This is a genomic window from Rhodoferax sp., from assembly GCF_044236835.1.
GTDB lineage: Bacteria > Pseudomonadota > Gammaproteobacteria > Burkholderiales > Burkholderiaceae_C > Allorhodoferax.
Genome location: NZ_JBIIGC010000009.1, coordinates 65,578 through 77,055, shown reverse-complemented (window position 1 = coordinate 77,055; position 11,478 = coordinate 65,578). Strand labels below are relative to the sequence as shown.

General features: G+C 62.9%; 9 protein-coding genes. 6 read left to right on the top strand and 3 right to left on the bottom strand.

What is annotated here, in order from left to right; all coding sequences use genetic code 11:
- Positions 1–3 precede the first annotated feature (3 nt).
- Positions 4–978: a branched-chain amino acid ABC transporter permease gene (locus tag ACILRC_RS08105; RefSeq protein WP_395668856.1), complete on the bottom strand. Its 975-nt coding sequence runs from the start codon at positions 976–978 to the stop codon at positions 4–6.
- Entirely contained in the window at positions 979–2,607 is a 1,629-nt protein-coding gene (locus ACILRC_RS08100) for a 3-(methylthio)propionyl-CoA ligase (protein WP_395668855.1), read from the bottom strand.
- A gap of 116 nt (positions 2,608–2,723) precedes the next feature.
- Here ACILRC_RS08100 and ACILRC_RS08095 point away from each other — a divergent pair, with 116 nt between their 5' ends.
- The 5 genes from ACILRC_RS08095 (at position 2,724) to ACILRC_RS08075 (ending at position 6,388) form a co-directional block, all read left to right on the top strand.
- Positions 2,724–4,232, top strand: a complete 1,509-nt coding sequence (locus ACILRC_RS08095) for a YdiU family protein (RefSeq protein ID WP_395668854.1) — start codon at positions 2,724–2,726, stop codon at positions 4,230–4,232.
- Between the two features lie 134 nt (positions 4,233–4,366).
- Positions 4,367–4,789, top strand: a complete 423-nt coding sequence (gene msrB, locus ACILRC_RS08090) for a peptide-methionine (R)-S-oxide reductase MsrB (protein ID WP_395668853.1) — start codon at positions 4,367–4,369, stop codon at positions 4,787–4,789.
- Positions 4,773–5,321 carry a septation protein A gene (locus ACILRC_RS08085; protein WP_395668852.1) on the top strand — a complete coding sequence of 183 codons (549 nt, stop codon included), beginning with the start codon at positions 4,773–4,775 and terminating at the stop codon, positions 5,319–5,321. Before msrB ends, ACILRC_RS08085 begins: the two co-directional genes overlap by 17 nt.
- Positions 5,318–5,587, top strand: coding sequence for a BolA family protein (locus tag ACILRC_RS08080; protein ID WP_395668851.1), 270 nt, complete (start codon positions 5,318–5,320; stop codon positions 5,585–5,587). The genes ACILRC_RS08085 and ACILRC_RS08080 overlap by 4 nt, the downstream gene beginning before the upstream one ends.
- Positions 5,588–5,602: 15 nt before the next feature.
- Positions 5,603–6,388, top strand: coding sequence for a peptidylprolyl isomerase (locus ACILRC_RS08075; RefSeq protein WP_395668850.1), 786 nt, complete (start codon positions 5,603–5,605; stop codon positions 6,386–6,388).
- Between the two features lie 135 nt (positions 6,389–6,523).
- Here ACILRC_RS08075 and purL read toward each other — a convergent pair whose 3' ends face one another.
- Positions 6,524–10,579: a phosphoribosylformylglycinamidine synthase gene (gene purL / locus ACILRC_RS08070; protein WP_395668849.1), complete on the bottom strand. Its 4,056-nt coding sequence runs from the start codon at positions 10,577–10,579 to the stop codon at positions 6,524–6,526.
- An 82-nt stretch (positions 10,580–10,661) separates the two neighbouring features.
- Between purL and map the strand changes: the two genes are divergently transcribed.
- On the top strand, positions 10,662–11,477 hold the full coding sequence (gene map / locus ACILRC_RS08065) for a type I methionyl aminopeptidase (RefSeq protein WP_395668848.1): 816 nt from the start codon (positions 10,662–10,664) through the stop codon (positions 11,475–11,477).
- Position 11,478 lies beyond the last annotated feature (1 nt).

Below are 11,478 nucleotides of genomic sequence, written 5' to 3'. Positions count from 1 at the left end.
GTCTCAGCCCTCCCGCCGGCCCAAGAGCCCCTTGGGCCGCAGCGCCAGGGTGAGCACCAGCAGCAGGTACGGCAACAGCGGGGCCACCTGGGCCAGCGAGACTGGTCCCAGCGGCTGGTCCCACACCACCGCAAAGGTTTGCAGCAAACCGATCGCCAAGGCCGAGAGCATCGCGCCCCCCAGCGAGCCCAGACCGCCCACGATGACCACGACAAAGATGATCGGCCCCAGCGCCGCAGCCATCCCAGGCTCGGTGACAAAGGTGCTCCCCCCCACCACGCCGGCCAGCGCTGCCAAACCAGCGCCAGCGGCGAACACCAGCATGAATAAACGCGGAACGTTGTGGCCCAGCGTCTGAACAATGTGCGGGTGGGTGAGCGAGGCCTGGATAACCAAGCCGACGCGACTGAAACGCAGTCCCAGGGCCAGCACCAGCCACATGGCCAGCGCCACCAGCATGATGAAACCACGGGTTGCTGGAAAACTGGTGCAGCGGCTTGCGGGCTGTGCGCCGCTGGCGTGGCACAGCGCGTCCGGTGCTGCGCCCCACAGGCCGTGCAGGCCACCTTCCGGCGCGCTGACCAAGGTAAACAGCGGTCCTTGCAACCAGTGCGGCGGGTGGAACTCCAGCGGAGTGCGGCCCCAAATCAGTTGCACCACCTCCAGCACCAGGTAGGCCAAGCCAAAGGTGACCAACAGCTCTGGCACATGGCCCAAAGGGCGAATGCGGCGCAGAACATACCGCTCAAACAACGCGGCCATCGCGCCAACCACAAGCGGCGCTGCGACCAGGGCTGCGCCAAAACCCAGGCTGCCGGCCACGGTAAAGCCCAGATAGGCCCCGAGCATGTAGAAGCTAGCGTGCGCAAAGTTGAGCACCCCTAGCAAGCTCAGCACCAAGGTCAACCCCGCGCTGAGCATGAAAAGCAGTAGCCCGTAGCTCAGGCCGTTGAACAGGGCAACAACCAGCAACTCCATTCAGGCGCCAGGCAACCGGTAGTCGCGCAACATATCGCGCAACTTCGACTTTTGCATTTTTCCGGTGCCGCCCAAAGGGATGGCGTCCACAAAAACCACGTCGTCGGGCACCTGCCATTTGGCGGTCTTGCCCACAAAGAAAGCCAGCACCTCATCGCGGGTCAGCGTCACCCCCGGCTTGGTGACGACCACGATGATGGGCCGCTCGTCCCACTTGGGGTGCTTCATGCCAATGCAGGCTGCCATCGCCACGCCGGGATGCGCCATGGCGATGTTCTCCACGTCAATGGAGCTGATCCACTCGCCGCCGGACTTGATCACGTCTTTGCTGCGGTCGGTGATTTGCATGTAGCCATCGGCATCGATGGTGGCGACATCGCCAGTGGGAAACCAACCGTCCACCAAGGGCGATGCACCGTCCGACCCGAAGTACTCCGACACCACCCACGGCCCTTTGACCAGCAAGTCACCCGAGGTTTTGCCGTCCCAAGGCAACTCGGCGCGGTTGTCGTCGACGATCTTCATGTCTACGCCAAAAATGCCCCGGCCTTGCTTGAGCCGCACCTGCATTTGCTGCGCGGCATCGAGTTTGGCGTGTTTGTTCTTGAGGGTGCACACCGTGCCCAGCGGCGACATTTCGGTCATACCCCAAGCATGCAGAACCTCCACACCGTAGTCCACCTGAAAGCTCTGCATCATGGCCGGCGGGCAAGCGGCCCCGCCGATCACGGTGCGCTTCAGGGTACTAAAGCGCCGCTGGTTGGACTGCAAATAGCCCAGCAACATTTGCCAGACCGTGGGTACACCGGCGGCAAAGTTGACGCCCTCGGATTCCATCAACTCAAAAATCGACTTTCCGTCCATGGACGGACCCGGGAACACCAGCTTGCAACCCGTCATTGCAGCGCAGTACGGCAGCCCCCAGGCATTGACATGGAACATGGGCACCACCGGCAAAATGCAGTCGCGTGCGCTGATGTTGAGTGCGTCTGGCAAGGCGCCTGCAAACGCGTGCAACAGGGTGGAGCGGTGGCTGTAGAGCACCCCCTTGGGGTTGCCGGTGGTGCCGCTGGTGTAGCACATGCTCGAGGCGGAGTCTTCGTCGAATTCGGGCCAGTGGTAGTCGGTGCTGTGCGCGCCGATCCAGGCCTCGTAACTTTGCAAGCCGGGGATGCCAGTGTCGGTCGGCAGCTTGTTGGCGTCGCACAGCGCAACGTAGTGCTTGATGGTGCTGCAATTGGCGTGCACTGCCTGCACGATGGGCAGAAAACTCATATCAAAACACAGCACCTGGTCTTGCGCATGGTTGGCAATCCACACAATCTGCTCGGGGTGCAGGCGCGGGTTGAGGGTGTGCAGCACGCGGCCCGAACCGCTCACTCCAAAGTACAGCTCCAAGTGTCGATAACCGTTCCAGGCCAGGGTAGCAACCCGGTCACCGAAACCCAGCCCCATGTGGTCCAGGCCGTGCGCCACCTGCTTGGACCGGGCAGCAATCTGGCGGTAGTTGGTGCGGTGGATGTCGCCCTCGACCCGGCGGGACACGATCTCGGCATCCCCGTGGTGCCGCTCTGCGAAGTCCATCAAAGACGAAATCAGCAGCTGCTGGCTTTGCATGAGTCCGATCATAAAAAGTCTCCAACTTGTTGGTGGTGTGCTAGCAGCCCGGCCAGGTCAGGCGCAATCCTACCCGTTGCCAAGCCCCGCGACAGCACTTTCGTGCCCGGATACCGGACAATCCGGCGATGCCCGATTTGACAAGCTCCCCTGCCCCCAACTTTGCCGATCTGCCATGGCGCCACGGCTTCGCCGCGCTGGGCGACGACTTTTTTGCCCGCGTGCAGCCGACCGCCTTGGCAGCGCCCTACTGGGTGGCGCAAAGCGATGCGGTGGCCACCCTGCTGGGGCTCCCCCAGGGCTGGCAGGAATCGCAGGTATGGCTGCAAGCCATGGCGGGCAACCGTGTACCGGAGGGTGCCCAGCCGATTGCCAGCGTCTACAGCGGCCACCAGTTTGGCGTTTGGGCCGGTCAACTCGGCGACGGCCGCGCCATTTTGCTGGGCGAGTTGGCCGGCATGGAGCTGCAACTCAAGGGCGCGGGGCTTACGCCGTTTTCACGCATGGGCGATGGCCGGGCGGTGCTGCGCAGCAGCTTGCGCGAGTTCTTGTGCAGCGAGGCGATGCACGGTCTGGGCATACCAACCTCGCGGGCGCTGTGCATCACCGGCTCGCCCAGCCCGGTGCTCCGCGAAGAAGCGGAAACCGCGGCGGTGGTGGCCCGCGTGGCCCCCAGCTTCATCCGCTTTGGGCACTTCGAACATTTTTGCCACCACGACCAGCATGGCGCGTTGCGCACCCTGGCCGATGCAGTGATCGATCGCTTTTACCCCGCTTGCCGACAAGCGGATGCGTGGTCGGGCAACCCCTATGTCGCCTTGCTGGCTGCGGTGACCGAGCGCACCGCCGATTTGCTGGCGCACTGGCAGTCGGTCGGGTTTTGCCATGGCGTCATGAACACCGACAACATGAGCATCCTGGGCCTGACGCTGGACTACGGCCCCTTCCAGTTTTTGGACGCTTACGACCCCGCCCACATTTGCAACCACTCCGACCACCAGGGCCGCTATGCCTTTGGGCGCCAGCCGCAGGTGGCGTACTGGAACCTGTTTTGCCTGGGGCAGGCGCTCATGCCCCTGATGGGTGAGCAGGCGCTCGCGCTGGCCGCACTGGAAACCTACCAAGAGCGCTACCCGAAAGCCATTTTGGCTCGCATGGCGGCCAAGCTGGGGCTGGCAACTTCAGAACATCCCTTGGGCGCAGGCGGTGCGCAAGCGTTGGCACCGTTGGTTGATCGCATCTTGGGACTGCTGGCCGCAGGACGGGTGGACTACACGATCTTTTGGCGGCGCTTGTCGCACTGGGCACAGACGGCTGACCTGCGCGACCCTGCAGTGCGCGACCTGTTTTTGGACCGCGAAGGCATAGCCACTTGGTTGGCCGACTACGCGAGCGCCTTGGCGGCTGTCGCGCCTGACCACAGTGTGCCCGCCATGCTGCAGACCAACCCCAAGTTCGTGCTGCGCAACCACTTAGGCGAGCTGGCCATTCGCGCGGCCAAGGTGCAGGATTTCAGCGTCGCAAACGCATTGCTGCGCGTGCTGGAGCGCCCATTTGACGAGCACCCGGAGCATGCGGATTGGGCCGACTTTGCGCCCGACTGGGCCAGCGGCATCGCCATCAGTTGCAGCTCCTAAGGTGCATATGCGAGCGCCCGAACCCTTGTGCAACTCCGCCGTCCAGCCCTTGACCCGTCCACCCCACAATCTGCACCTCGCCCCACATCACCGACCCACACCACGGCACCAAACCATCTCCAGGAGACCACGCCATGCCCTTCAAAATTGAGAAGCCTGACCACGTGTGGAAAGCGCTGCTCGCAGAGAAAGGGGCCGAACCCCTCGCCTATGAAGTCACTCGCCACGAGGCCACCGAACGCGCATTCACCGGCGCATTGGCGGACCACAAGGCAAGCGGCACCTACCTCTGCGTCTGCTGTGACAAGCCCTTGTTCGCATCGGGCGCCAAGTATGATTCCGGCACCGGCTGGCCCAGCTACTTTGCGCCCATCGCGTCCGATGCGGTAGGCACCAAGGTCGACGGCCTGCTATGGATGAAGCGCACCGAAGTGCATTGCGCTGACTGCGGCGCCCACCTTGGCCATGTGTTTGAAGACGGCCCCCAACCCACCGGCCTGCGCTATTGCATGAACTCCGCCTCGCTGCGCTTTTTGCCCCATGAAGATACTGCTTGATCTGTTTCCTATTCTGGTGTTTTTCGTAGGCTACAAGCTCTACGACATTTACGCCGGCACTGCGGCCTTGATGGTGGCCACGGTGGTGCAAATGGCGGTGATTTATGCCATGGAGCGCAAGCTTCTATTCATGCAAAAGGCGACCTTGGTCCTCATACTGGGCTTTGGTACCTTGACCCTGGCCTTGCACGACGAACGCTTTATCAAGTGGAAGCCCACGGTGCTTTACGCAGCGATCGCGTTGGCGCTGGGCTTGGCACTGTGGGTGTACCGCAAGAACTTTCTAAAACTGCTGCTGGGCGGCCAACTGGACCTGCCCGATGCCGTGTGGCACCGGCTCAATATCGCGTGGGTGGTTTATGCACTGTTCATGGCGCTTACCAATGCCTTCGTGGTGGTGTACTTCAGCACCGAGGCGTGGGTGAACTTCAAGCTGTGGGGCTATGCCTTCCCGCTGGCCTTCTTGATCGCACAAGGTCTGTACATCTCGCCCTACCTCAAAGACGACCCAAAAAAAGACCCGCCGCCATGAGCACCCCGCCCACCACCGCCCAACTGGAGCAGCGACTGCGCGATAGGCTATCTCCCAGCCTGCTGCAAGTCGTTGACGAGAGCTACCTGCATGCAGGCCATGCAGGGGCCAATGCCAGCGGCCAAGGGACCCATTTTCGGGTGCGGCTGAACTCCCCTTTGTTCACTGGCAAGAGCCGGGTTGCGCGCCACCGCCTTGTGTATGATGCGCTGCAAGATTTTTTGGACCAAGGCTTGCACGCCGTGGCCATCGAAATACCCGATTAATCAGAAGGAAATGGAATGAAAAAGCAACTCTTGGCCGCCCTCACCTTGGCGGCCTTGGCGGGCACGCTGGCTGGCACGGCCTTTGCGCAAAACGTCGCCATCGTGAACGGCAAAGCGCTTTCCAAAGAGCGCCTTGAGGCACTGGCCCAGCAGTACACCCGCGCCGGTCGGCCGGTAACCCAGGACATGCAAGGCCAGTTGCGCGAGGAGCTGATCGCCCGCGAGGTCTTCGCCCAAGCGGCAGTGGCCCGCGGTCTGGATGCCACCGATGACTACAAAAACCAACTCGAGTGGACCAAGCAGTCCCTGCTGATCCGCGAACTGTTTACCGATTTTCAAAACAAGAATCCGGTGACCGACGCGGAGGTGAAGGCCGAGTACGACAAGTTTGCAGCGGCCAACGCCGGCAAGGAATACCGCGCCCGCCACATCCTGGTAGAAAAGGAAGCGCAGGCCAAAGACATCATCGCCCGCCTCAAGAAGGGCGCCAAGTTTGAAGACCTGGCCAAAAAGCTCTCCAAAGACCCTGGCTCCGGTGCCAACGGCGGCGACCTGGACTGGGCCAACCCCAACGGCTACGTGAAGGAGTTCTCCGATGCCTTGGTCGCTTTGGGCAAGGGCAAAATCACCGAGGCGCCTGTGAAGAGCCAATTTGGCTTCCATGTGATCCGCTTAGACGACATCCGAGATATCCAGTTGCCCAAGCTCGAAGAAGTCAAGCCGCAGATTGCCCAGCAATTGCAGCAGCAGCGCATTGGAAAATTCCAGCAGGAACTGCGCGACAAAGCCAAGGTGGAGTGAACCCCGAAAATCTCACAAAAAAACGCGGCTTTGGCCGCGTTTTTTTGTTTCAGAAGAGCTGCTGCACCTTGCCAAACCAACACCGCCGGAACCTAGGGCCTTGCGTGGCCCCTGCCGGTGCGCTAAGCCACTGCCTTACCGCATCCACCGGCGCGCGTTGTGCCAGAGCTGCATCCACGGGCTGCAGACCTGCGCATCCAACGGAGTCCAGCTCATTTGGATATTGCGGAACACCCGCTCAGGGTGAGGCATCAAGGCGGTGAAGCGACCGTCGGCGGTGGTCACGCCAGTCAGACCGCCGGGGCTGCCGTTGGGGTTGCAAGGGTAAGCCTCCGTGGCCGCGCCCGCGTGGTCTACAAAGCGCATTGCGGCAATCGCACGTTTGGCGTTGCCTCTGTGGCTGAAGTTGGCAAAACCCTCACCATGGGCCACCGCAATGGGCAGGCGCAGGCCTGCGAGTCCCGCAAAAAACAGTGAGGGCGAGTCCAACACCTCCACCATGGACAGGCGCGCCTCAAACCGCTCGCTTTGGTTGGTGGTAAAGCGTGGCCAGTCTTGCGCGCCAGGGATGATGTCTGCGAGCTCGGCAAACATCTGGCAACCGTTGCACACCCCCAAACCGAAGGTGTCCGTTCGGCCAAAGAAAGCGGAAAACTGGTCGGAAAGCGAAGGATTGAAGGTGATGGAACGCGCCCAGCCGATTCCAGCACCCAGGGTGTCGCCGTAGCTAAAGCCACCGCAGGCCACGACGCCCTGAAAGTCCGCCAAGCGCGCACGCCCACTTTGCAGATCGGTCATGTGCACATCCAGCGCGTCAAAACCGGCCTCGGTGAAGGCGTAAGCCATTTCCACATGCGAGTTCACGCCCTGCTCGCGCAGCACCGCCACTTTGGGACGCGTTTGCAGAAATGCCGGAGCGCTGCAAAGTAGTTCATGCGCCATTGGCGGAATATGGGCGTGCAGCCCGGGATCGCTCCAGGCGTTGCTGGCGGCGTGTTCAGCGTCCGCGCAGGCGGGGTTGTCACGCAACTGGCAGATTTTCCAGCTCACGGCGTCCCACACTTGGTGCAGGTCACGAAGTGGTGCCGAGAAGATGGACTTGGCGTCGCGCCAGATTTGCAATTCGTCTTTGCCTGCGTCCACCGCGCTGCTGGCTGGACGGGTTTTGCCTATGCAATGACTGAACGCCGAAAGGTGGTGTGCGCGCAGGGTTTGCATCACTTCGCTTCGCTGCGCGGTGCGCACCTGCAGCACCACACCCAGCTCTTCATTGAACAGCGCCTGCAGTGTGCGTTCGTCGCGGCGGGCGCCCACCTGGGACGCCCAGTTCTTGCTGTCGCCCACATCCATGCGGCTGTCGGCAATGCCGTCGCCCTCGGTGACCAGCAGGTCCACATTGAGCGACACGCCCACGCGCCCCGCAAACGCCATCTCGGCCACAGTGGCCAGCAGCCCGCCGTCGCTGCGGTCGTGGTAGGCCAGCAGCATGCCGCGCGCGCGCAAGTCATTGACCGCATTGACCAAGTGAACCAGGTCTTGTGCGTGGTCCAGGTCGGGCGCGGCGTCACCCACCTGGTCCAGGGTCTGCGCCAGGACGCTGGAAGCCATGCGGTGTTGGCCGCGGCCCAGGTCGATGAGCACCAGCGTGCTGTCCTCGTTGCGGTCGAGTTGTGGTGTGAGGGTGCCACGCACATCGACCAGGGTGGCAAACGCGCTGACGATGAGGGACACCGGCGCACTCACTTTGCGCGGTCCGCCACCGGCGCTTGGCGGAGTCGTCCACTGGGTTCGCATGGACAGCGAATCCTTGCCCACTGGAATTGAGATGCCCAAGGCCGGGCACAGCTCCAGCGCCACCGCTTGGACGGCGGCGTACAGCGCAGCGTCTTCGCCGGGTTCGCCACAGGCGGCCATCCAGTTAGCCGACAACTTGACGCGGGGGAGTTCGATGGGCGCAGCCAGCAAATTGGTGATGGCTTCGGCCACTGCCATGCGGCCAGACGCGGGCGCGTCGAGCACGGCCAGCGGTGTGCGCTCGCCCATGGCCATGGCCTCGCCAGCAAAGCCAGCATAGTCGGCCAGGGTGACGGCGCAATCGGCCACCGGTACCTGCCAGGGGCCAACCATTTGGTCGCGGTGGGTCAGGCCGCCCACGGTGCGGTCGCCAATGGACACCAGAAAGCGCTTGGACGCCACCGTCGGGTGGGACAGCACGTCAATGACCGCTTTTTGCAGGTCCAAACCTCCGAGGTCCAAGGGCTTGAACTTGCGCGCCACCGATTGCACGTCTCGGTGCATCTTGGGCGGCTTGCCCAGCAGCACATCCATGGGCATTTGCACCGCAGCGTTTCGGGCCAACTCCGCAGGCGCCAGGCCATCGGCCTGCACGACCAGCAAATCACGCGCCTCGGTGGCCACACCCACCACCGCAAACGGGCAGCGCTCGCGCTCGCACAGGGCGCGAAACAGCTCCAGCGACTCCGGTGCAATCGCCAGCACATAGCGCTCCTGGCTCTCGTTGCACCAAATCTCTTTGGGCGCCATGCCGCTTTCTTCGAGCGGCACCGCCCGAAGGTCGAAACGGGCACCACGACCAGCGTCGTTGGTGAGCTCGGGGAAGGCGTTGGACAGGCCACCGGCACCCACGTCATGGATCGCAAGAATCGGGTTGCCCTGCCCCAGCAGCCAGCACTGGTTGATCACCTCTTGTGCACGCCGCTCTATCTCCGGGTTGCCGCGCTGCACCGAATCAAAGTCAAGCTCGGCCGCGTTGGCGCCGGTGGCCATGGAGCTGGCGGCGCTTCCTCCCATGCCGATGCGCATGCCCGGCCCGCCCAACTGGATGAGCAAGCTGCCCGCTGCAAAGGCGATTTTTTGGGTCTGGGTGGCGTCGATCACGCCCAAGCCGCCTGCGATCATGATGGGCTTGTGGTAGCCGCGCTGCACCGTGTCCACATCGCTGACAACCGTCTGTTCGTACTCGCGGAAGTACCCCAACAGGTTGGGGCGCCCAAACTCGTTGTTGAAAGCTGCTCCGCCCAAGGGGCCTTCGGTCATGATGTGCAGGGCGCTGGCGATGTGCTCGGGCTTGCCGCCCGGCGTATCCGCCCCGCCGCCCCAGAGTTTGGACACGGTGAAACCGGTCAACCCAGCCTTGGGCTTGGAACCACGACCGGTTGCGCCTTCGTCGCGGATCTCACCGCCAGCGCCGGTGGACGCGCCGGGAAAAGGCGAGATGGCTGTGGGGTGGTTATGGGTTTCCACCTTCATCAGGATGTGCTGGGTGGCCCGCTGCTTTTGGTAGCGCGGCACACCAATGGTGGCGCTTGGCGTTGCATTCGCTGCGCTGGCCATGAAACGCTCCACCACCGCACCCTCCATCACCGACGCATTGTCGGAGTACGCTACCAGCATGTGCTGGGGCGAAGTCTGGTGGGTGTGGCGGATCATTCCAAACAGACTGTGGTCTTGCGCCTCACCGTCGATGGTGAAGCGGGCATTGAAAATCTTGTGACGGCAGTGCTCGCTGTTAGCCTGCGCAAACATCATCAGCTCGACATCGGTGGGGTTGCGCCCCAGTCCCGTGAAGGCCGTCACCAGGTAGTCGATCTCGTCATTGGCCAGTGCCAGGCCAAACGCTGTGTTGGCGGCGACCAAAGCGGCGCGACCGCCGCCCAGCACATCGACGTGGTCCATGGGTGCGGCTTGCAGGCTCTGGAACAAGGCGGTGGCCTGTGCGCGCTCCAGCATGGCGCTCTCAGTCATGCGGTCGTGCAGCACATCGGCCATCTGGCGCAACGGCTCCGCGCCGAGCACTGGCTTGGAGAGCACGCCGCTCTTGATGCCTATGCGGTACTCCACCAAACGCTCGACCCGGCGCACAGCCAGGCCGCAATTTCGGGCGATGTCGGTGGCTTTGGAGGCCCAGGGCGACACCGTGCCAAAGCGTGGGCCTACGACGATGCACGCGCCCTCGACCGACCCGGCGTAGGGGTCCCCATAGGTCAACAGGGCCGCGAGCTTGGCCAAGAGTGCGGCGTCGGGTGCCGTTTCGGTGGCCACTAGGTGCACATAGCGGGCAGAGACGAAGTGGACCTTGTCGTGGATCGCTTGCAAACGTGGCAGAAGTTGCGCAACCCGAAAGCTGCTCAAGGCGTTTCCGCCCTCGAATGTCGATAGGTGCAAGGTCACTGTGCGGGCCTGGGGTGTGGGCTGGAAAGCCGCAAATTTTACCCGCCGCCCCAGTCGGAAACCCGATGGGATAATTGCAACCATGAGCATCACTTACAAAGACGCCCAGGGCATTGCAGGCATGCGCCTGGCCGGCAGGCTGGCCTCCGAGGTTCTGGATTACCTGACCCCCTTCGTCCAGCCCGGCGTGACCACCAATGCGCTGGACCGCCTCGCCCACGACTACATCACCCAGGTGCAACACGCCGTCCCGGCGCCCCTGAACTACACCGGCGGCGGCAACACGCCCTACCCCAAGTCGATTTGCACCTCGGTCAATCACCAGGTGTGCCACGGCATTCCCAATGACAAGCAGCTCAAAAAGGGCGACATCGTCAACATCGACATCACCGTCATCAAGGACAGCTGGCACGGCGACACCAGCCGCATGTTCTTCGTGGGTGAGCCTTCGATTGCCGCGCGGCGGCTGTGTGCGGTCACCTACGACGCGATGTGGCACGGCATCCAAATGGTCCGGCCCGGCGCGCATCTGGGTGACATTGGCGCTGCGATCCAGAAGTTTGCCGAGGGCCACGGTTTCAGCGTGGTGCGCGAGTTTTGCGGCCATGGCATCGGCCAGGTGTTCCACGAAGAGCCGCAGGTGCTGCACTACGGACGCCCGGGCACCCTGGAGAAGCTGGTTGAAGGGATGACCTTCACCATCGAGCCCATGATCAATGCGGGCAAAAAAGAGATCAAAGACGGCCCCGAGAAAGACGGCTGGACCATCGTCACTAAAGACCATTCGCTGTCGGCCCAGTGGGAGCACACGGTGCTGGTCACGCCCACCGGCTACGAGGTGCTGACCCTCTCTGCAGGCAGTCCTGCGACGCCAGCGTTTGTACCCCAGGCGGCCTGAG

Excerpts from the sequence above, each read along its gene's own strand:
- ACILRC_RS08105 (WP_395668856.1), bottom strand. The coding sequence starts at position 978 with ATGGAGTTGCTGGTTGTTGCCCTGTTCAACGGCCTGAGCTACGGGCTA.
- ACILRC_RS08100 (WP_395668855.1), bottom strand. The coding sequence starts at position 2,607 with ATGATCGGACTCATGCAAAGCCAGCAGCTGCTGATTTCGTCTTTGATG.
- ACILRC_RS08095 (WP_395668854.1), top strand. The coding sequence starts at position 2,724 with ATGCCCGATTTGACAAGCTCCCCTGCCCCCAACTTTGCCGATCTGCCA.
- msrB (WP_395668853.1), top strand. The coding sequence starts at position 4,367 with ATGCCCTTCAAAATTGAGAAGCCTGACCACGTGTGGAAAGCGCTGCTC.
- ACILRC_RS08085 (WP_395668852.1), top strand. The coding sequence starts at position 4,773 with ATGAAGATACTGCTTGATCTGTTTCCTATTCTGGTGTTTTTCGTAGGC.
- ACILRC_RS08080 (WP_395668851.1), top strand. The coding sequence starts at position 5,318 with ATGAGCACCCCGCCCACCACCGCCCAACTGGAGCAGCGACTGCGCGAT.
- ACILRC_RS08075 (WP_395668850.1), top strand. The coding sequence starts at position 5,603 with ATGAAAAAGCAACTCTTGGCCGCCCTCACCTTGGCGGCCTTGGCGGGC.
- map (WP_395668848.1), top strand. The coding sequence starts at position 10,662 with ATGAGCATCACTTACAAAGACGCCCAGGGCATTGCAGGCATGCGCCTG.